This is a genomic window from Streptomyces sp. Q2, from assembly GCF_056820935.1.
In genome coordinates this window covers 41,575-60,573 of record NZ_JBXEJE010000040.1, presented here as the reverse complement: position 1 = coordinate 60,573, position 18,999 = coordinate 41,575, and the positions used below count along the sequence as shown (strand labels likewise).

The 18,999-nt window shown below is 71.6% G+C and carries 19 protein-coding genes; 9 read left to right on the top strand and 10 right to left on the bottom strand.

The window, feature by feature from the left end; all coding sequences use genetic code 11:
* Positions 1-159: 159 nt before the first annotated feature.
* Complete coding sequence (locus ACWBNA_RS36260) at positions 160-945, bottom strand: GntR family transcriptional regulator (protein WP_482708771.1); 786 nt, start codon at positions 943-945, stop codon at positions 160-162.
* A gap of 394 nt (positions 946-1,339) precedes the next feature.
* Positions 1,340-2,332, bottom strand: coding sequence for a 5-dehydro-2-deoxygluconokinase (gene iolC, locus ACWBNA_RS36255; RefSeq protein ID WP_482708770.1), 993 nt, complete (start codon positions 2,330-2,332; stop codon positions 1,340-1,342).
* Between the two features lie 282 nt (positions 2,333-2,614).
* Here iolC and ACWBNA_RS36250 point away from each other — a divergent pair, with 282 nt between their 5' ends.
* The 4 genes from ACWBNA_RS36250 to ACWBNA_RS36235 are packed head-to-tail and all read left to right on the top strand — an operon-like array spanning position 2,615 to position 6,724.
* On the top strand, positions 2,615-3,634 hold the full coding sequence (locus tag ACWBNA_RS36250; RefSeq protein ID WP_482708769.1) for a sugar ABC transporter substrate-binding protein: 1,020 nt from the start codon (positions 2,615-2,617) through the stop codon (positions 3,632-3,634).
* Positions 3,634-4,710 carry an ABC transporter permease gene (locus ACWBNA_RS36245; RefSeq protein ID WP_482708768.1) on the top strand — a complete coding sequence of 359 codons (1,077 nt, stop codon included), beginning with the start codon at positions 3,634-3,636 and terminating at the stop codon, positions 4,708-4,710. The genes ACWBNA_RS36250 and ACWBNA_RS36245 overlap by 1 nt, the downstream gene beginning before the upstream one ends.
* 5 nt (positions 4,711-4,715) lie before the next feature.
* Positions 4,716-5,636: an ATP-binding cassette domain-containing protein gene (locus ACWBNA_RS36240; protein WP_482708767.1), complete on the top strand. Its 921-nt coding sequence runs from the start codon at positions 4,716-4,718 to the stop codon at positions 5,634-5,636.
* A gap of 59 nt (positions 5,637-5,695) precedes the next feature.
* Positions 5,696-6,724, top strand: a complete 1,029-nt coding sequence (locus ACWBNA_RS36235) for a Gfo/Idh/MocA family protein (protein WP_482708766.1) — start codon at positions 5,696-5,698, stop codon at positions 6,722-6,724.
* 69 nt (positions 6,725-6,793) lie between these two features.
* Here the strand turns inward: ACWBNA_RS36235 and ACWBNA_RS36230 are convergent, their stop codons facing one another.
* From ACWBNA_RS36230 to ACWBNA_RS36215, 4 genes are all read right to left on the bottom strand, one after another.
* A complete protein-coding gene (locus ACWBNA_RS36230) occupies positions 6,794-7,825 on the bottom strand; it encodes a Gfo/Idh/MocA family protein (RefSeq protein WP_482708765.1) in 1,032 nt (343 codons plus the stop codon).
* Positions 7,822-8,826, bottom strand: coding sequence for a Gfo/Idh/MocA family protein (locus ACWBNA_RS36225; RefSeq protein ID WP_482708764.1), 1,005 nt, complete (start codon positions 8,824-8,826; stop codon positions 7,822-7,824). Before ACWBNA_RS36225 ends, ACWBNA_RS36230 begins: the two co-directional genes overlap by 4 nt.
* 115 nt (positions 8,827-8,941) lie before the next feature.
* Complete coding sequence (locus ACWBNA_RS36220; RefSeq protein WP_482708763.1) at positions 8,942-9,718, bottom strand: SDR family oxidoreductase; 777 nt, start codon at positions 9,716-9,718, stop codon at positions 8,942-8,944.
* 15 nt (positions 9,719-9,733) lie between these two features.
* Positions 9,734-10,897, bottom strand: coding sequence for a phytanoyl-CoA dioxygenase family protein (locus tag ACWBNA_RS36215; RefSeq protein WP_482708761.1), 1,164 nt, complete (start codon positions 10,895-10,897; stop codon positions 9,734-9,736).
* A 107-nt stretch (positions 10,898-11,004) separates the two neighbouring features.
* On the opposite strand from ACWBNA_RS36215, the gene ACWBNA_RS36210 reads away from it, so the two are divergent.
* Both ACWBNA_RS36210 and ACWBNA_RS36205 read left to right on the top strand, forming a co-directional pair.
* Positions 11,005-12,039, top strand: a complete 1,035-nt coding sequence (locus ACWBNA_RS36210; protein WP_482708760.1) for a LacI family DNA-binding transcriptional regulator — start codon at positions 11,005-11,007, stop codon at positions 12,037-12,039.
* 74 nt (positions 12,040-12,113) lie between these two features.
* A complete protein-coding gene (locus ACWBNA_RS36205) occupies positions 12,114-12,737 on the top strand; it encodes a TMEM175 family protein (RefSeq protein WP_482708759.1) in 624 nt (207 codons plus the stop codon).
* Positions 12,738-12,781: 44 nt separating this feature from the next.
* On the opposite strand, the gene ACWBNA_RS36200 is transcribed toward ACWBNA_RS36205, so the two are convergent.
* Positions 12,782-13,945, bottom strand: coding sequence for a Gfo/Idh/MocA family protein (locus ACWBNA_RS36200; RefSeq protein ID WP_482708758.1), 1,164 nt, complete (start codon positions 13,943-13,945; stop codon positions 12,782-12,784).
* A gap of 109 nt (positions 13,946-14,054) precedes the next feature.
* Between ACWBNA_RS36200 and ACWBNA_RS36195 the strand changes: the two genes are divergently transcribed.
* Complete coding sequence (locus ACWBNA_RS36195; protein ID WP_482708757.1) at positions 14,055-15,059, top strand: LacI family DNA-binding transcriptional regulator; 1,005 nt, start codon at positions 14,055-14,057, stop codon at positions 15,057-15,059.
* Here the strand turns inward: ACWBNA_RS36195 and ACWBNA_RS36190 are convergent.
* Complete coding sequence (locus ACWBNA_RS36190) at positions 15,049-15,393, bottom strand: cupin domain-containing protein (RefSeq protein ID WP_482708756.1); 345 nt, start codon at positions 15,391-15,393, stop codon at positions 15,049-15,051. The two genes, ACWBNA_RS36195 and ACWBNA_RS36190, sit on opposite strands and share 11 nt — an antisense overlap.
* A 133-nt stretch (positions 15,394-15,526) precedes the next feature.
* On the opposite strand from ACWBNA_RS36190, the gene ACWBNA_RS36185 reads away from it, so the two are divergent.
* The gene (locus tag ACWBNA_RS36185; RefSeq protein WP_482708755.1) at positions 15,527-16,039 is read left to right on the top strand and encodes a hypothetical protein; all 513 of its coding nucleotides are present in this window, start codon (positions 15,527-15,529) and stop codon (positions 16,037-16,039) included.
* A gap of 70 nt (positions 16,040-16,109) precedes the next feature.
* On the opposite strand, the gene ACWBNA_RS36180 is transcribed toward ACWBNA_RS36185, so the two are convergent.
* Complete coding sequence (locus ACWBNA_RS36180; RefSeq protein ID WP_482708754.1) at positions 16,110-17,591, bottom strand: MFS transporter; 1,482 nt, start codon at positions 17,589-17,591, stop codon at positions 16,110-16,112.
* Between the two features lie 82 nt (positions 17,592-17,673).
* Entirely contained in the window at positions 17,674-18,021 is a 348-nt protein-coding gene (locus tag ACWBNA_RS36175; RefSeq protein WP_482708753.1) for a hypothetical protein, read from the bottom strand.
* 304 nt (positions 18,022-18,325) lie between these two features.
* Here ACWBNA_RS36175 and ACWBNA_RS36170 point away from each other — a divergent pair, with 304 nt between their 5' ends.
* A complete protein-coding gene (locus ACWBNA_RS36170) occupies positions 18,326-18,976 on the top strand; it encodes a GntR family transcriptional regulator (RefSeq protein ID WP_482708752.1) in 651 nt (216 codons plus the stop codon).
* The last annotated feature ends 23 nt before the right edge of the window (positions 18,977-18,999 follow it).

Genomic DNA, 18,999 nt, shown 5'->3' with positions numbered 1-18,999 from the left:
GCACCGAGCGCCGTTCGATTCCGTGGTGACCGCCTGGCGCCCGGCCCGCCCACGGGGCACGGCCTCGTGCGCCGCGTAGGAGACGGCCGCCGGCCTCGTCGGGGCACCGATCGGCCGCGAGCCGCCGACGCGGCGTGGGCCCGGCGATCGTTCCCTGGTTCAGCCCCTGACCAGCAGCTGGAAGTCGAACGCGTACCGGGAGGCGCGGTAGATGTGCGTGCCGTACTCGACCGGGCGGCCCGTGTCGTCGTACGCCGTGCGCTGCATGGTCAGCAGTGCGGCGCCCTCCCGCTCGTCGAGGAGGGTGGCCTCCTCGGCGGTGGCGGAGCGGGCACCGATGGTCTGGCGGGCGCTGTGCAGGGTGATGCCGGCGGAGCGCATCATCCGGTACAGGCCGGTCGACTCCAGCCGCGGGGTGTCCAGGTCGAGGAGGCCGGCGGGGAGGTGGTTGCACAGGAAGGCCACGGGCTGGCCGTGCGTGGAGCGCAGCCGTTCCAGGACGGTCACCTGGCTGCCCTCCGCGACGCCGAGGGCGGCCGCGACATCGGCGGCGGCCGGGACGCTCTCGTTGCGTACGACGTGCGTGGCCGGACCCTGTCCGGCCGCCTCCAGGTCGTCGTACAGGCTGCTGAGTTCGAGCGGGCGCTTGACCTGGCTGTGCACCACCTGCGTGCCCACCCCGCGCCGCCGTACCAGGAGGCCCTTGTCGACCAGGGACTGAATGGCCTGGCGGACCGTCGGCCGGGACAGCCCGAGGCGCACCGACAGGTCGATCTCGTTGCCGAGCAGGTTGCCGGGGGCGAGCACGCCGTGCTCGATCGCCGCCTCCAACTGCTGGGCGAGCTGGTAGTACAGCGGCACCGGACTGCTCCGGTCCAGGGCGAAGTCCAGGGAACTCAGCGTGGGGGTGGTCGCGGCACGTGGGGAGCCGCCGGTCCGCGTCATGGACGTACCTCCCTCGGAGGGTCGGGAGCAGGGGTCGGAGGTGGTGGCTTCGGGCGGTGACCTGGCGGTCGTATGCCTGCCGCGCCCGTACGGCCGCCTCGCGGGAGGCCGCCTCGGTCACCGGCACGTCCCACCGGGCCTCGGCCGTGGGAAAGGTCGGCGCCGGGTCGGTCTCGACGTACACACAGGCCGGCCGGGAGCGGGGCGCCGGTGAGGTGCCGCACGCAGTCCCGCTCGGTGTACTGCGCGGACAGGAACCGCACCGGCGCCTGGGCGACGGTCGGACGGTCGCTCGCGGCGTGGTTCATCGGGAGCCTCACGGGAAAAGAGCGGCGGGGCAGTGGGCAGGGGCAGGGCAGGAGGCGGAACGGTGGCAGTGCGGGCGGGCTTCGTCTCAGGCGGTCGTCCCCGGCTCGGAAACCCCCGCGAGCAAGGTCTCCACCTCGGCCCCGGTCGGCATCGCGGAGGAGCAGGCGAGGCGGGCGGCGACGTGGGCGCCGGCGGCGTTGGCGTATCGCAGGGCGCGTTCCAGCTCCCAGCCCGAGAGCAGGCCGTGACACAGCGCGCCGCCGAAGGCGTCGCCGGCGCCGAGGCCGTTGACCACCACGACCGGGACGGGCGGGACCTGGGCCGTCGTGCCGTCGCGGTGCACGGCGAGGACACCCTTGGGTCCCTGTTTCACCACCGCCAGCTCCACGCCCGCCGCCAGCAGCGCCTCGGCGCACGCCTGCGGTTCGCGCACGCCCGTGGCGACCTCGCACTCGTCGAGGTTGCCGACGGCGACGGTCGCGTGCCGGAGTGCTTCGGCGTAGTAGGGCCGGGCCTCTTCCGGATCCCGCCAGGCGGTGTCGCTCCACAGCGCGGGGCGCCAGTCGAGGTCGAAGACCGTGGTGCCCGCCTTGTCGCGGGCCTTCAGGGCGGCGAGCGTCGCCGAGCGGCTCGGCTCCTCGCTGAGGCCGGTGCCGGTGATCCAGAAGATCCGGGCGGCGCGGATGGCGAAGTAGTCCAGTTCGTCGGTGTGGACGGCCAGGTCGGGGGCGCTGGGGCGGCGGTAGAAGTACAGGGGGAAGTCGTCCGGCGGAAAGAGTTCGCAGAACGTGACCGGGGTGGGGAGCCCGTCCACCGGTGTCACCCAGCGGTCGTCGACCCCGAACTCCCGCAGCTGCTCGTGGAGATAGACTCCGAACGGGTCGGCGCCGGTGCGGGTGATCACCGCGGTGGAGCGGCCCAGCCGGGCGGCCGCGACCGCCACGTTCGCGGCCGAACCCCCGAGGAACTTGCCGAAGCTTTCCACGCGTGCCAGCGGCACGCCGGACTGCTGGGGGTAGAGATCGACTCCGATTCGGCCCATAGTGATCAGGTCGAAGGAATGGGCTGATCCGGCCATGTGCGACCTCCTCGAGCTGTGCGGGGGGAGACGGGTCCCGTGGGACCCGCCGCCCCAGGTGTAGGCCGCGGGGGGTCGCGCTGTCAATGGTTTGTACTTACATTCGGACCTGCTTGTGAAATGATGTCTTAACAAAGTATTGACAGCGGGCGTGGCAAAGGATTGGATCCCGTCCCAGCGCAACTACCGCGTTCTCGCGGCACAACGACCCGGATCCTCCGAGGTCCGGGCCCTGAAACCCCGTGATGGCTTTCGCCAGTAGCACAGTGAGGTGCAGGAAAGATGGACCGCTCTTCTCGCTTCCGCTCCCGCAGAATGACCCCGGTGGTGGCCGTCGCCGCGGCTGCGGCCCTGACCCTCGCAGGCTGTTCCAGCAGCTCCGGCGGCAAGAAGGCCGAGGAGAGCGAGGCCGGTGCCTCCGCGGGCAAGGCCACCACTCCCCGGATGACGGTCGCGCTGGTGACCCACCAGTCGCCCGGTGACACCTTCTGGGACATCGTCCGCAAGGGTGCCGAGGCCGCGGCCGCCAAGGACAACATCAAGCTCATCTACTCCGCCGACCCCAACGCGGGCAACCAGGCCAACCTGGTCCAGAACGCGATCGACCAGAAGGTCGACGGCATCGCCATCACCCTCGCCAAGCCGGACGCCCTCAAGGACGTCGTGAGCAAGGCGAAGGCCGCGAACATCCCGGTGGTCGGTCTCAACTCCGGTGTGAGCGAATGGAAGAAGCTCGGCCTGATGGAGTTCTTCGGTCAGGACGAGACCGTCGCGGGCGAGGCCCTCGGCAACAAGCTGAACACGACCGGCGTCAAGAACGCCGTCTGTGTCGTCCAGGAGCAGGGCAACATCGGCCTGACCCAGCGCTGCGACGGCGTGAAGAAGACCTTCTCCGGCAAGCTGCAGACGCTGTTCGTCAACGGCACCGACATGCCGTCCGTGAAGTCGACGATCACCGCCAAGCTCAAGCAGGACTCCTCCATCGACCAGATCGTCACCCTCGGCGCCCCCTTCGCGCTGACCGCGACGCAGTCGGTGTCCGAGGCCGGCAGCAAGGCGAAGATCGCCACCTTCGACCTCAACAAGCAGCTGACCAGCGCCATCGACCAGGGCACGATCGAGTTCGCGGTCGACCAGCAGCCGTACCTCCAGGGCTACTTGGCGATCGACTCCCTGTGGCTCTACAAGAACAACGGCAACTACATGGGCGGCGGTGAACAGCCGGTGCTGACCGGGCCGGCCTTCGTGGACAAGTCCAACGTCGACGCCGTGGCCTCGTTCGCCGCGAAGGGCACCAGGTGATGAGCATGACCCAGCATGCCGAGCCGGCGGTGACCACACCGCCGGCCTCCGGCCCGCAGAAGACCGACGGCCGTGCCTCTCAACGGCCGCTGGTGTTCAGGCTGTTGGCCCGCCCCGAGGTGGGTGTCTTTCTCGGTGCCGCCGCGGTGTACGTGTTCTTCCTGATCGCGGCACCGCCGGTGCGTGACGGCAGTTCGATGTCCACGATCCTGTACCAGTCGTCGACCATCGGGATCATGGCCCTGCCGGTCGCGCTGCTGATGATCGGCGGCGAGTTCGACCTGTCGTCCGGCGTCGCGGTGCTCACCTCGGCGCTCACCGCGAGCATGCTCAGCTACCAACTGACCATGAACGTCTGGGTCGGGGTGTTCGCCGCCCTGATCGTGTCGCTGGCGGTCGGCTTCTTCAACGGCTGGATGGTGGTCAAGACCGGGCTGCCCAGCTTCCTGGTCACCCTGGGCACCTTCCTGATCCTCCAGGGCGCCAACCTCGCGGTCACCAAGCTGGTGACCACCAACGTGGCCACCGACGACATCAGCGACATGGCCGGCTTCGACCAGGCGAAGAAGATCTTCGCCTCGTCCTTCGACATCGGCGGCGTCCAGGTGAAGATCACGGTCTTCTACTGGCTGGTCTTCGCGGCCATCGCCACCTGGGTGCTGCTGCGTACCAAGTACGGCAACTGGATCTTCGCGGTCGGCGGCAACAAGGAGTCCGCGCGGGCCGTCGGCGTGCCGGTGACCTTCACCAAGATCTCGCTGTTCATGCTGGTCGGTTTCGGTGCCTGGTTCGTCGGGATGCACCAGCTGTTCACCTTCAACACCGTCCAGTCCGGCGAGGGCGTGGGCCAGGAGCTCATCTACATCGCCGCGGCGGTCATCGGCGGCTGTCTGCTGACCGGCGGCTACGGCTCGGCGATCGGCCCGGTCTTCGGTGCCTTCATGTTCGGCATGGTGAACCAGGGCATCGTCTTCGCCGGCTGGAACCCCGACTGGTTCAAGGCCTTCCTCGGCGTGATGCTCCTCGGCGCCGTCCTGATCAATCTGTGGGTCCGCCAGTCGGCGACCCGGAGGTGACCCACATGACTACCAACGAAACCGGCACCCACGGCGCCGTCATTCCCGACAGTGACACCGCCGCCCCGGACACGGACGCCCCGATCGTCGAACTGCGCGGTGCGGGCAAGTCCTACGGCAACGTCCGCGCCCTGCACACCGTCGACCTCCAGGTCCATCCCGGCCGCGTCACCTGCGTGCTGGGCGACAACGGCGCCGGCAAGTCCACCCTCATCAAGATCATCTCGGGGCTGCACCAGCACACCGAGGGCGACTTCCTCGTCGACGGCGAACCGGTGCGCTTCTCCACCCCGCGCGAGGCCCTCGACAAGGGCATCGCCACCGTCTACCAGGACCTGGCGACCGTCCCCCTGATGCCGGTGTGGCGCAACTTCTTCCTCGGCTCCGAGATGACCCGGGGCCCCTGGCCCGTGCGCCGTCTCGACATCGAGCGGATGAAGAAGACCGCCGACGAAGAGCTGCGCAACATGGGCATCATCCTGCACGACCTCGAACAGCCCATCGGCACCCTCTCCGGCGGCCAGCGCCAGTGCGTCGCCATCGCCCGCGCCGTCTACTTCGGCGCCCGCGTCCTCATCCTCGACGAGCCCACCGCCGCCCTCGGCGTCAAGCAGTCCGGTGTGGTGCTGAAGTACATCGCCGCCGCCCGCGACCGCGGCCTCGGCGTCATCTTCATCACCCACAACCCGCACCACGCCTACATGGTCGGCGACCACTTCAGCGTCCTGCGCCTCGGCACCATGGAACTGTCCGCCTCCCGCGACCAGGTCAGCCTGGAAGAACTCACCAACCACATGGCGGGCGGCTCCGAACTCGCGGCTCTCAAGCACGAGTTGTCCCAGGTGCGAGGCGTCGACGTCGAGGAACTCCCGGAAGCGGAGGACCTCACCGCGTCCGTGGCGGCCACCGGCGAGGGGAAGCCCTGAGATGCCCCGCTCCACACGCGTCAGTGCCTTAAGGTCCTGCGGCGCCTGAAGGGACGGCCATGAGACCCCGTGGCACGAGCGAGGAACTCGGCGTCGCCGTCATCGGCACCGGCCGGATGGGCGCCGACCATGTCCGCCGTATCCAACAGGTCACCAGCGGAGCCCGGGTGACCGCCGTGGTGGACGTCGACGCGGAGCGCGCCAAGTCGGTCGCGGCCCGCGTCGACGGCTGCACCGTGCACACCGACCCGGCCTCCGCGATGGCGGCGGCCGACGTCGACGCCGTCCTGATCGCCTCCCCGGGCCCCGCCCACGAGGCGGCTGTGCTGACGGCCTTCGAGCACGGCCTGCCGGTGCTGTGCGAGAAGCCGCTCACCCCCGACTCGGCCTCCGCCCTGCGGGTGCTGGAGGCCGAGCGCAGGCTGGGCCGGCGACTGGTCCAGGTCGGCTTCATGCGGCGCTACGACGCCGAGTACGTCAAACTCAAGGCGCTCCTGGAGACAGGCCAGTTGGGCCGCCCGCTCATGCTGCACAACCGGCACCGCAACGTCGCCAGCCCGCCCGGCTTCACCAGTGGCATGCTCATCAGCGACTCCGTGGCACACGAGACGGACGTGACCCGCTGGCTGCTCGGCCACGAGATCACGGCCGTCACGGTGCTGCGCCCGACCCCCTCCGCGAGCGCGCCAGAAGCCCTCCAGGACCCGCAGTTCGTCGTGTTCGAGACGGACGGCGGCGCGGTGTCCGACGTCGAGATCTTCGTCAACTGCGGGTTCGGCTACCAGGTCCAGGCCGAGATGGTCTGTGAACGCGGCACCGCCCGGGTCGGCGACGGCCACGCCATGGTCACCCACATGGCCGGCCGCTGGGGCGGCACCATCGACCAGGACTACACCGTGCGCTTCGCCGACGCCTACGACCGTGAGATCCAGACCTGGGTCGACGCCACCCGCCGTGGCGAGACGGTCGGCCCGAGCGTCTGGGACGGCTACGCCGCGGCGGCGGTCTGCGAGGCGGGGGTGCGGGCCCTGGAGGACGGCGGCCGGGTGCGGGTGGAACTCGTGGAGAAGCCCGCGCTGTACCGGTGAGCGAGGCCGTGGAGGCGGCGACGCCGGCCCGTCGTGTCCGCGGGCCGGCGTGCCCCCCGGACCCGGACCTCAGCCCCCGAAGCCCCCGGCCGTCATGCGGGGGCGCGGCGCGAACCCCGCCGCCCGATAGCACGCGTCGATCAGCGTCATCGTCGCCAACGCGTCGTCCGTGTCCGGCGGCACCGGAGCGCCGCCCCGCACCCGGTCCGCGAACGCCTCCAGCTGATACGTGTAGGACGACCGCGTGCCGAGCCGTTCCGTGCGCTCGCCCTCCGGCGTACGCACCACGATCCGGTCGTCCAGGTGCGGCAGCACGAAGTTCGGCGCGCTCGCCTCACCGCGGGTGCCGACGATCTTGCAGCTCATCTCCAGTTCGGCGTACGCCATGTGGCAGCGGGCCGACGCGACCGCCCCGCCCGGGTACGCCAACTCGGCGTCCAGCCACTCGTCGACGCCGGGGGCGGCCGCGCGTTCCCCGCCCCGTGCGGAGACCAGCCGTGGCGCGCCGCCCGCCCAGGGAGCCAGCATCCGCACGAAGTGCAGGCTGTAGCAGCCCAGGTCCATCACCGCTCCGCCGGCCAGCGGCAGCGACCAGCGCGGGTCGAAGTCGTCCGGGGCCGGGATGGCGACCATCGTCTCCACCCGCCGCAGTTCACCGAGTTCACCGCTGCCCAGGATCTCGTGCAGACGCCGGGTGAGCGGGTGGAAGAGGTAGTGGAAGCCCTCCATGAAGACGGCCCCCGACTTCGCCGCCGCCTCCCGTACCTCGGCGGCCTCCTCGGCGTTGCTCGCCGACGGCTTCTCCGTCAGGACGTGCTTGCCCGCCGCGAGGGCGGCGAGGTTCCACGGCCCGTGCAGGCCGTTCGCGAGGGGGTTGTAGACAACCTCGACCTCGGGGTCGGCGATCAGGCCGGCGTACGAGTCGGCCACCCGCTCCACGCCGTGCGCCGCGGCGAAGGCCTCGGCGCGGGAACGGTCGCGGGCGGCCACCGCGACGAGGCGGTGGCCGGTCGCCCGGGCCGGGTCCACGAGGGAGCGTTCGGTGATGCGTGCCGCGCCCAGTACTCCGATGCGCAGTGGTTCCCGGCCCGGTTCGCTCATGCCTGCCGTACCTCCTCGATCGTCACGGGACGGTGCTCGCCCAGCGACAGGGTGCACGCGTCGGCGATCCAGCCGGCCTCCAGCGCGTCCTCGATCGTGCACGGGGAGGTGCGGGTGCCGGCCACGACCTCGGTGAACGCGGTGAGTTCGGCGCGGTAGGCCTCGGTGAAGCGGTCCATGAAGAAGTCGTGCGGGGTGCCGGCCGGGAAGGTCACGCCGGGCTCGACCGAGCGCAGCGGCAGCTTGTCCTCCAGGCCGACGGCGATGGAGTCCGTGAAGCCGTGGATCTCCATGCGGACGTCGTAACCGCGGGCGTTGTGCCGGGAGTTGGAGACCACCGCGATGGTGCCGTCGTCCAGGGTGAGGATCGCGCCCGTGGTGTCGGCGTCGCCCGCCGCCTTGATGTAGTCGGCGCCCCGGTTGCCGCCGACCGCGTACACCTCGGTCACCTCGCGGCCGGTCACCCAGCGGATGATGTCGAAGTCGTGCACCGAGCAGTCCCGGAAGATGCCCCCGGAGGCGGCGATGTACGCGGCCGGCGGCGGCGCCGGGTCCAGCGTGGTCGACCGCACGGTGTGCAGCTTGCCCAGCTCACCGCTCTGCACGGCGGCCCGCGCGGCGACGAACCCGGCGTCGAAGCGCCGGTTGTAGCCGATCTGGATCGGGACGGCACTGCCCTGGACGGACTTGAGGACCTCGACGCCCTCCCGCATGGTGCGGGCGACGGGCTTCTCGCAGAACACGGGCACGCCCGCCTCCACGGCGGCGCGGATCAGCGCCGGGTGGGCGTCGGTCGCCGCCGCGACGACGATGCCGTCGACCCCGGCGGCCAGGACGGCCTCGGGGGAGTCCGCGACCTCGGCGCCGAAGCGCTCGGCGGCGGCCTTGGCGGCGTCCGCGAACGGGTCGGCGACGACGAGCGAGGTGACCGCGTCGAGTCCGGAGAGGGTCTCGGCGTGGAAGGCGCCGATGCGGCCGAGGCCGAGGATTCCGATACGCATGGGGGACGTGCTCCTTGGGGTGCGGGGGTCTTACCAGCGGGGAGGAGAAGGTGGGGCTACGAGCCGAGGGGGCGAAGGCGGAAGCGGAGGCGGAGAAGGCGGTGGGGAGGAAAGGTCAGTCAAGTCCGCCCAGGACGTTCTGGTCCCAGTCGATCACCGAGCCGGTGACCACTCCGGACCGGTCCGACAGGAGGAAGACCACGAAGTCGGCGATTTCGTCCGGCTGGCCCAGTTTGCCCATCGGCAGCCGGGCCGCGGCCTGCTCGCGCCAGTCGTCTCCGGCGCCGTGGAAGGCCTTCTGCGTGGCGTCCTCGCCCTCGGTCGCGGTCCAGCCGATGTTCAGCCCGTTGATGCGGACCCGGTCGAAACGGTGCGCGTGGGCCGCGTTGCGGGTCAGGCCGACCAGTCCGGCCTTCGCGGCGACGTACGGGGCGAGGAACGCCTGCCCGCCGTGCGCCGAGGACGTGATGATGTTGACGACCGTGCCGGGTGCCTTCCTGCCCACCATGTCGGCGACGGCGGCCTGCATGGCGAAGAAGGGCGCCTTGAGGTTGATGGCGATGTGCTGGTCGAACAGCTCGGGCGTGGTGTCGAGGAGCGTGCCCCGCGAGGTCAGCCCCGCCGAGTTCACCAGGCAGTCGACCCGGCCGTACGCGGCGACGACCTGTGCCACGGACGCCTTGGCCTGCTCGGCGTCCGCCAGGTCGGCCCGTACGAACATCGCCTTGCCGCCCGCGGCGGCCAGCTCCGCCACCAGGGCCTCGCCGGGTTCCGGGCGGCGGCCGGTGACGGCCACCACCGCGCCCTCCCGGACGGCGGCCCGCGCGATGGCGGCGCCCACCCCCTGGCTGCCGCCGTTGACCAGGACGACCTTGTCGTCGAGAAGTCCCATGCGTTGCAGGCCCTTTCAGCTCGTGCGGCGCTCGGCGCCGGCCCGTAGTTCGTCCCGCAGTGCCTCGGGTGTCCACGCCTCGCGCACCGCCCGCCGTACCGTGTCCGCCTGCGACGGCGGGGCCAGGCCCGCGACCGGCGGATCGCTGTCGAGGTTGGTGGGGAAGGCGTATCCCTCCGCGCTCGCCGCGATCACGTTGTCCAGCCACGCCTCGTCCGCGCCCCGGGCCCGGCGCTCGAGCAGCACGGGGAACACGGCGTTCGCGACGGCCTCGCGGTCCACCGTCTCCATCGCCCGGCCGAACGCCGAGGACACCTGGAGGAGGTTGGCGGTGCGCCGGATGTCCGCGGAGCGGTTGGTCCCGGCGGCGTGGAACAGCGCCGGGTTGAAGAAGGCCGCGTCGCCCTTGGCCAGCGGGAGCTGGATGTGCCGTTCCTCGAAGTACGCCCGGAACTCGGGCAGGCGCCACGCCAGGTAGCCCGGTTCGTAGGTCTGCGAGTACGGCAGGTACAGCGTGGGCCCGGACTCGACCGGCATGTCGCAGTGCGCGACCGCGCCCTGCAGCGTGAGCACGGGGGAGAGGCGGTGTACGTGCGCGGGGTAGGCGGCCGCCACCTCGTTGGACAGGAAGCCCAGGTGGTAGTCGCGGTGCACCGTCTGCGCCGCGCCGCCCGGGTTGACCACGTTGACCTGCGAGGTGACCTGGTAGCCCGGACCCAGCCAGGCGGTCGAGACCAGCGCCAGGATGTCGTTGGCGTAGTAGTCGGCGAACGCGTCCGGGTCGTGCCGGGCCGCCTTCTCCAGGGCGTTCCAGACCCGGTCGTTGGCGCCGGGCGTGGCGAAGTGGTCGCCGGCCGTCGCACCCGAGGCGTGCTGCGCGGCGATCAGCGCGTCGAACACGGCGGAGAGCCGGTCGACGACCGACGGGTCCGGGAAGGCGCCCCGGAAGACCACGATGCCGGGCCCGTCGGTGAGGGCGCGCACCAGTTCGGCCTGGACCTCGCGCCGGTCCTCGGCGCGCAGCCGCGCACTGTCGTAGACCAGGACGTCGCGCTCCACCGAAGCGGCGTAGGGGTAGTCGGCGAGGTCCGTCGAGCGTTCGACGAGCGAGCGCAGTCCGGCCAGGTCGCAGTCCCGCTCGGACAGCCAGGCACGGCGTTGCACGGAGGTGAAGGACATCGTCGTCCTCTCGATGACAGGGGTGACTCGGCGCTGCCATTCTTGTCAGTACAAACCCCTCGAACAACCGGCAGCGAGCCATCAAAAACCCCTCAAAGGAGCCGCAGGTGGGCCACCCCTTCCCGATCCGGGAGATCGCACGTCAGGCGGGCCTCAGCGAGGCCACCGTCGACCGGGTCCTCAACGGGCGGGGCGGCGTGCGCGAGAGCACCGCGCGGGAGGTCCGGCAGGCCATCGCCGACCTCGACCGACAGCGCACCCAGGTCCGTCTGGTCGGCCGCACCTTCATGATCGACATCGTGATGCAGGCACCGGAGCGGTTCTCCACGGCCGTCCGCGCCGCCCTGGAGGCCGAGCTGCCGTCCCTGCACCCGGCGGTCGTGCGCTCGCGCTTCCACTTCCGCGAGACGGGCCCGATCCAGGAGCTCACCCGGACCCTGGACGGGATCGCCCGGCGCGGCTCCCAGGGCGTGGTCCTCAAGGCCCCGGACGTCCCCGAGGTGACCGCGGCCGTGGGCCGGCTCGCGGAGGCCGGCATACCGGTCGTCACCCTGGTCACCGACCTGCCCGCCACCGCCCGCCTCGCCTACGTCGGCAGCGACAACCGGGCGGCCGGCGCGACCGCCGCGTACCTCATGGGCCAGTGGCTCGGGGACCGCCCCGGCAATGTCCTCACCAGCCTCAGCAGCGGCTTCTTCCGCAACGAGGAGGAGCGCGAGATGGGCTTCCGCAGCGCCATGCGCGCCCTCCACCCGGACCGCACCCTGGTCGAGATCGCCGAGGGGCAGGGCCTGGACGCCACCCAGTACGACCTCGTCCGGGCCGCACTGGAACGCGACCCGGACATCCGGGCGGTGTACTCGATCGGCGGCGGCAACATCGCGACCCTGCGCGCGTTCGAGGATCTGGACCGCCCGTGCGCGGTGTTCGTCGCCCACGACCTCGACCACGACAACACCCGGCTGCTGCGCGAACACCGCCTGTCCGCCGTGCTCCACCACGACCTGCGCCACGATCTGCGCGAGGCCTGCCACCTCGTGATGCGCGCCCATGGCGCCCTGCCGCCCGCGGGGCCCACGCTGCCGTCGGCGATCCAGGTGGTCACGCCGTACAACATGCCGCCCCAGGCGACGGCCGTGTGATCCCCGGCGGCGTTCGGGGGCGTGACGGGCGTGGATCCGAAAGGGAAGCTTGCACAGCCCCTACCGTCGAGCCCATGTGGACATCGCGCCCGGACGGCGGGCCGGACCGGTTGCTGGCACTCGCCGACGGCGTGTTCGCCATCGCCATCACGCTGCTCGTCCTGGATCTCTATGTGCCACGGGGCCTGGAGCCCGACCAGTACCACGAGGCCCTGCGCCGGGTGCTGCCCGACCTCGGGGCCTACGCGCTCAGCGTGGTGGTGCTCGGCGGCTACTGGCGCGACCACCGCAGGATCTTCCGCGGCGTGCGGGAGGTCGACGGACAGGTGGTCATCCTGTCCGTCGCCGGCTTCGGCGTCGCGGCCCTTGTGCCCTTCCCGACCAGGCTGCTCGCCGAGTACGGCGATCAGCCCGTGTCGGTCGCCGTCTACGCGGGGGCGGTCGCCGCGCTCGGCGCCTGCCATCTCGCGGTGGCCGCCGTCCTGGCCCGACGCCCCTGGCTGCGCCATGACACGCCCTCCGATGCGGCGACCACGCTCTACCTCCTCGACAGCGCCACGATCGTGGTGGTCTTCCTCGTCACCGTCCCGCTGACCTTTGTGATCGGCCCCACGATCATGTGGCTGTGGCTCGTCCTCGTCCCAGCGAAGGTCTACCTGGGCCGGCGGCTCCAGACGTCGGGCCGAGGACAGGCGTGACGCCCGACGCACGGCGTCACGTCCGGCCGGGCCGAGGCACGGTCTCATCCCTGCTCGCCCACCTCCGCCCAGGCACCGCTCTCGGCCGACCGCACCATCGCCTCCAGCGCGGCGGCGCTGTGCACGGCGTCCGTGAGGGTGGCCCCGTGCGCGGTGCCCTCGGCGATCGAGCGGAGGAAGCGGTGCGCCTCGATCACCTTGAGGTCGTCGTAGCCCATGGCGTTGGCGGAACCGGGCTGGAAGGCTCCGTACTCGCCCTCGCCGGGGCCGATGTACACCGTGCTGACCGACTGGTCCTGGTAGCGGTCGCCGCGGCTGACGCCGAGCTCGTTCATCCGGCGGAAGTCCCAGAACACCGCGCCCTTGGTGCCGTGCACCTCGAAGCCGTAGCTGTTCTGCTCGCCGACCGAGACCCGGCAGGCCTCCAGGACGCCACGGGCGCCGGAGGCGAAACGCAGCAGGCAGTTGACGTAGTCCTCGTTCTCGACCGGACCCAGCTCGCCGCCGGACGCACGGCTGTGACCGGCCGTGGCGCCGGTGGGGCGGGCCCGCTCCGGGACGAAGACCGCGGTGTCGGCGGTCAGCGAGGCGATGTCGCCGAGCAGGTACCGGGCCAGGTCCACACCGTGCGAGGCCAGGTCGCCGAGTACTCCGCTGCCGCCCCGCTCCCGTTCGTAGCGCCAGGTCAGGGCGCCCTCGGGATGGGCCGCGTAGTCGCTGAACAGGCGGACGCGGACATGGGTGACCGTGCCGATCCCGCCGGTGGCGATCAGCTGCCGGGCCGACTCGACGGCGGGCGCGTTGCGGTAGTTGAAGCCGACCGTGCCCTGCACGCCGGCCGTCGTGACGGCGTCGGCGACCGCCCGGGCGTCGGCCAGGGTCAGACCGACCGGCTTCTCGATCCAGACGTGCTTGCCGGCCTCGGCCATCGCGACGCCGATCTCCCGGTGCAGGAAGTTCGGCGCGGTGACGCTGACGGCCCGCACCCGCGGATCGGCGGCCACCTCGCGCCAGTCCCGGACGGCCGTGGCGAACCCGAACTGCTCGGCGGCCGCCTCGGCCCGCCCCGGCACCTCGTCGGCGACCGTCACCAGTTCCGGGCGCAGGCCGAGCTGCGGATAGTGGTGCAGGACGCGGGCGTACGCCTGGGTGTGCACCCGGCCCATCCAGCCGAATCCGATGACGGCGACACCGAGCGTATCCACCATGAGCCCCTCTTTGGACCGGTCCACAAACTGTCCAAGCCACCCTGAGCGGGCTTTCTACAGGTGTCAACCCCTTTGACAAGGTGGCGCGCCGCATGGAACGGTCCAGAGCATGAGACAGCCGACGATCCGGGACGTGGCCGAGCAGGCCGGCGTCTCCAAGTCGCTGGTCTCGCTCGTACTGCGCGGCTCCGACCAGGTCCGCCCGGAGAAGCGGGAGGCCGTACTGCGGGCGGTGCGGGAACTCGGCTACCGCCCCAACGCGGCCGCCCGCAGCCTCAGCGAGCAGCGCACCCGCACGGTCGGCGTCCTCCTCAACGACCTGCGCAACCCCTGGTTCGTCGACCTCCTCGACGGCCTGAACCCGCTCCTGCACGAGCACGGCCTGCACATGCTGCTGGGCGACGCCCGCCTCAACCGCCGCACCGGCCAGGACCTCGCCCGGCCCTTCCTGGACCTCCAGGCCGACGGCCTGGTCGTGGTCGGCACCCTGCCCGACCCGGCCGCCCTCGGCACCGTCGCCGAGCGGATACCGGTCGTCGTCGCGGGCGCCCGCGAACCCGTCCCGCCCGGCGTCGACGTCGTCGCGGGCGACGACGAGCAGGGCGCCCGGCTGGTCACCGAGCACCTCATCGGCCTCGGCCACCGCCGCATCGCGCACATCGCGGGCTACGGAGCCGTCGGCGAACTGCGCCGCCGCAGCTTCGAGGCGGCCATGCGCGCCCACGGCCTCGCCGACCGGGCGCTCGTGGAGACCGGCGACCTGACGGAGGAGGGCGGCTTCCGGGCCGCCGTACGGCTGCTCGGCCGGCCGGGGCGGCCCACCGCCGTCGTCGCCGTCAACGACATCACCGCCGTCGGCGTGCTCTCGGCGGCCGCGGAACTGGGCCTGCGCGTCCCGCACGACCTGTCCGTCACCGGCTACGACGACACGAGCATCTCCCGGCTGCGCCACCTGTGGCTCACCACCGTCGACAACGCCGGCCACGAGGTGGGCCGCCGCGCCGCCCGCTGCCTCCTCGACCGCTTCGAGGGAGCCCAGGGAGCGGGACGGCTCCACCTGGCCACCCCGACCCTGGAGATCCGCGGCACCACGGCCCCGCCGCTCACAGACTGATCGCGTAGGCCTTCCGCAGCGTCTCGTGCACTGTCCACGTCGTACGGTCGCCCGCGCGCAGTACGGCCATGTCCCCGGGTCCGACCCGCAGCGTCGGCCCGCCCTCGACCTCCACCGTGGCCGACCCGCTGACCACCACGAACAACTCGTCCGCCTCGGTGTCGGTGACCACGCCCGGCGTGATCTGCCAGATCCCACGGAGCTGCCGCCCGTCCTGCGACTCCCAGACGACCTTCCCGGTCACCTCAGGCGTCCCGGACACGATCTGCGCCGGGTCGAGGGGCTCGGGTTCGAGCTCGGCGTCGGGGATGTGGAGAGCGAAGCTGTGCGTCATGCGCCGACCCTAACCAGGCGCGACCGTCTCCGGCCGCCGACAGAGTGTGGGGGAGGTGCCCAGGCGGGAGGACACTTCGTCGCGGGTTCGCGCCGGCTGGCGCCGCCGCCGGGCCCGGGTGATCGTTGGGGGCATGGCGGACAGTACGGCGGCCGTCTCCGAGCCGCACCGGCACAACACGCGCGAGGCCGTCCTGTTCGGCGGTGTCTACGGAGCGGTACTGGCCTGCTCCATGGTCGCCGCGCTCACCCAGCACGGCCACTCCTCCGAGGGCAGCCGCCGCTACGACGCGTTGTGGCTGCTGGTGACGGCATTCGCCTCCGCCCTCGCGCACGGCTACGCCCACTTCATCGCCGAGCGCGCCCCGCACCGCCGCTGGGACGTCCTGCGCGCCCTCGTGGACGAGTGGCCCCTGATCGCGGCCGTGCTGCCGACCGTGGTCGTTCTCGCGGGGGCGGGCTGGGGCTGGTGGCCGGCCGACGGGGTCGAGTACCCGGCGTTCACCCTGAACATCGTGCTGCTGTTCACGCTGGGGCTGGTCACGGCCAGGTGGTCGCACCGCACATGGGCCGTCGCCGTCCTCATCGGAGTGGGCGACGCGCTTTTCGGGGCGGTCGTCGTCGTGGCCAACGCGGTCATCAAGTAGTCGGTGACATCCGAGGCGGCCGCCCCCCGTCGTCCGGTGGCGGCCGCCTCGGTCCTCATAGGGCGTGCGGTCACACCTTGGCCGCGGCGACCTCCGTGGTCTCGGCCGGGCCGTCGGCGGCGGGTGCGGTCCGCGGGGCGCGGTGCTCGGGGATGAAGGTGGCGATGAGGAAGGCGAGGAGGGCCGCTCCGGCGCCGAGGGCCATGACGACCTTGAAGCCGTTCTCCGAGGGGAGGGCGTAGCCGCCGAAGTCGGTGGTCATCTGGGCCAGGATGACGCCGGCGATGGCGCTGGCGAAGGACGTGCCCAGGGACCGCATGAGGGTGTTGAGGCTGTTGGCGGCGCCGGTCTGGGTGGGGTCGACGGCGCCCATGATGAGGGCGGGCATCGCCCCGTAGGTGAAGCCGATGCCGCCGCCGATGACGCAGGAGACCAGGACGAGGTGCCAGACCTCGGACATGAGGACCATGTTGAGGCTGTAGCCGCAGGCCACGATCAGCGCGCCGATCATCAGCGTCAGCTTGGGGCCCTTGGCCTTGGTGATGGCCGCGGACACGGCGGACATGGCCATCATGACCAGGCCCTGCGGGGCCAGCACCAGGCCGACGGTGAGCATCGACCTGCCGAGGCCGTAGCCGGTCTGCTCGGGCAGCTGGAGCAGCTGCGGCAGCACCAGGGACATCGCGAACATCGAGAAGCCGAGCGCGACGGAGGCGAGGTTGGTGAACAGCACCTGCGGGCGGGCGGTGGTACGCAGGTCGACCAGCGGCCGGCTGCTGCGCAGTTCGTAGAGGCCCCAGGCGATCAGGATCGCGACCGAGGCGATGCCGAGGCCGAGCGTGGTGACGGACGTCCAGCCCCAGTCGCCGCCCTTGGAGACGGCCAGCAGCAGGGTCACCAGTCCGGCCGACAGGCCCAGCGCGCCGACCAGGTCGAAGCGGCCGCCGGCCCGCACCGTGGACTCCGGCACGATCACCACCACCAGCACGAAGGCGACGGCGCCGAGGGTGGCGGAGGTCCAGAACAGCAGGTGCCAGTCCCACCTGTCGGCGATGAAGGCCGCCGAGGGCAGGCCAAGGGCGCCGCCGACGCCGAGGGACGCGCTCATCATGGCGGTCGACCCGGCGAGCCGTTCGGCGGGCAGGATGTCGCGCATGATGCTGATGCCGAGCGGGATGACGCCGGCGGCCAGGCCCTGCAGGGCGCGTCCGGCGATCATCGGGATCACGGAGTCGCTGAGCGCGCAGACGACGGAGCCGGCGATCAGCAGGACGATGCTGACGAGCAGCATGCGGCGCTTGCCGTGCATGTCGCCGAGGCGGCCGACCACGGGGGTGGCGACGGCGGCGGCGAGCAGGGTGGCGGTGACGGCCCAGGCGGTGTTGGACGCGGAGGCGTCGAGGAGTCTGGGCAGCTCGGGGACGATCGGGATGACCAGGGTCTGCATCAGCGCGACGACGATTCCGGCGAAGGCCAGCACCGCCACGACGGCGTTCGACCTCGGCGGGGCGGATGTCCCCGCTGCGGCGGGTCGGGCAAGGGCGTCGGACATGGCAAAGGCCTCCGGTCAGAGCAAGGGGGTTCGGTTCGGTCAGTATTGCTTGACTCACTCAAGTTAATCTCAATTGATTGACTTAAGCAAGCGGAAGGGTGGGGGCGCCACGGGCGGGGCGGGGCGGGGCCTCGGGTGGCCGCCGTGCGGATGCTGCCGCCGCGCCGTCGGCGTTGACGACCGTGACGACCGGCCGGTCGTGGGTGTAGGCGAGCCGCACGTCGGCCGAGCCGGTCACGGCGTGCTTGGTGACGTTGGTCAGGGCCTCCCGCGCGACCCGGTACGCCGTGAGAGCGGCACCGGCGGACAGGGGCCGCGGGTCCCCGTCGGTGACGGGAGTGACCGCGAGGCCGGTGTGGTGGAAGGAGGCCGCGAGGGCGGGGAGCTGTGTGAGGCCGGGGGTGGGAGAGCCCGGCCATGTGCCGGCCAATGCCGAGCGCGTGCTGTCGAAGGAGCGGATCTGCCGGTGCGTATGGGGGCGGGTATCGCGCCGACCAGGTCATCGAGAAGCTCGTCTCCCGCCGCCGCGCAAGGCGGACCGGGAGGACCCCGCCCTCATCCACACCCGCCGCGGCTTCGGTTGCGGGCTGGGCCGCGCCACCCGCTGAACCGCTCTCGAAGCGCCCTGCGGGACACTCCTGGGAAGATCCGCCCGCAATGCAGCCGACAAAATTGTTGACAATTTTGTTTGGCTAGATTTAGGTTCGACAGGCACTCACTCAGGGAGGGCAGCGATGCCGAAAGAAGCCCGTCCGAGCACCGGAGAGCAGGCCAGACAGCACGCGCTCGCGCAGCTGCGGCAGGCGATCCTGCACGGCGAGATGGCACCGGCACAGCGGCTGGTGGAGAACGAGCTCGCCGAGCAGTTCGGTGTGACACGGGCCAGCATCCGTGCGGCACTGATCGACCTGGAGTCCCAGGGGCTCGTCGAGCGGATCCGCAACCGAGGCTCGCGGGTACGGGTGGTGACCGTGGACGAAGCGGTCGCCATCACCGAGTGCCGCATGGTCCTCGAAGGGCTGTGCGCGGCGAAGGCGGCCGTCGCGGCCAGCGACGAGCAGCTCGGTGAACTGACCGACCTCGGCACGGCGATGACCAAGGCCGTGGCCGACGGCGAGCCCGTGACCTACTCCGACCTCAACCACGAACTGCACACCAGAATCCGGGAGTTCTCCGGGCAGCAGACCGCCCTGGAACTCCTGGAGCGGCTCAACGCCCAACTGGTGCGCCACCGCTTCCAGTTGGCGCTGAGGCCGGGACGCCCGCAGCAGTCCCTGAACGAGCATCTGGCGATGATCGAGGCGATCAGGGCCAGGGACCCGCAGGCGGCCGAGACGGCCGTCCGCGCCCACCTCACCAGCGTGATCGAGGCGCTGCGCGTCTGAGCGGCGCGAGGCGGGCGCACACC

Coding starts and splice junctions, on each gene's coding strand:
- ACWBNA_RS36260 (WP_482708771.1), bottom strand. CDS start 945: ATGACGCGGACCGGCGGCTCCCCACGTGCCGCGACCACCCCCACGCTG.
- iolC (WP_482708770.1), bottom strand. CDS start 2,332: ATGGCCGGATCAGCCCATTCCTTCGACCTGATCACTATGGGCCGAATC.
- ACWBNA_RS36250 (WP_482708769.1), top strand. CDS start 2,615: ATGGACCGCTCTTCTCGCTTCCGCTCCCGCAGAATGACCCCGGTGGTG.
- ACWBNA_RS36245 (WP_482708768.1), top strand. CDS start 3,634: ATGAGCATGACCCAGCATGCCGAGCCGGCGGTGACCACACCGCCGGCC.
- ACWBNA_RS36240 (WP_482708767.1), top strand. CDS start 4,716: ATGACTACCAACGAAACCGGCACCCACGGCGCCGTCATTCCCGACAGT.
- ACWBNA_RS36235 (WP_482708766.1), top strand. CDS start 5,696: ATGAGACCCCGTGGCACGAGCGAGGAACTCGGCGTCGCCGTCATCGGC.
- ACWBNA_RS36230 (WP_482708765.1), bottom strand. CDS start 7,825: ATGAGCGAACCGGGCCGGGAACCACTGCGCATCGGAGTACTGGGCGCG.
- ACWBNA_RS36225 (WP_482708764.1), bottom strand. CDS start 8,826: ATGCGTATCGGAATCCTCGGCCTCGGCCGCATCGGCGCCTTCCACGCC.
- ACWBNA_RS36220 (WP_482708763.1), bottom strand. CDS start 9,718: ATGGGACTTCTCGACGACAAGGTCGTCCTGGTCAACGGCGGCAGCCAG.
- ACWBNA_RS36215 (WP_482708761.1), bottom strand. CDS start 10,897: ATGTCCTTCACCTCCGTGCAACGCCGTGCCTGGCTGTCCGAGCGGGAC.
- ACWBNA_RS36205 (WP_482708759.1), top strand. CDS start 12,114: ATGTGGACATCGCGCCCGGACGGCGGGCCGGACCGGTTGCTGGCACTC.
- ACWBNA_RS36200 (WP_482708758.1), bottom strand. CDS start 13,945: ATGGTGGATACGCTCGGTGTCGCCGTCATCGGATTCGGCTGGATGGGC.
- ACWBNA_RS36195 (WP_482708757.1), top strand. CDS start 14,055: ATGAGACAGCCGACGATCCGGGACGTGGCCGAGCAGGCCGGCGTCTCC.
- ACWBNA_RS36190 (WP_482708756.1), bottom strand. CDS start 15,393: ATGACGCACAGCTTCGCTCTCCACATCCCCGACGCCGAGCTCGAACCC.
- ACWBNA_RS36185 (WP_482708755.1), top strand. CDS start 15,527: ATGGCGGACAGTACGGCGGCCGTCTCCGAGCCGCACCGGCACAACACG.
- ACWBNA_RS36180 (WP_482708754.1), bottom strand. CDS start 17,591: ATGTCCGACGCCCTTGCCCGACCCGCCGCAGCGGGGACATCCGCCCCG.
- ACWBNA_RS36170 (WP_482708752.1), top strand. CDS start 18,326: ATGCCGAAAGAAGCCCGTCCGAGCACCGGAGAGCAGGCCAGACAGCAC.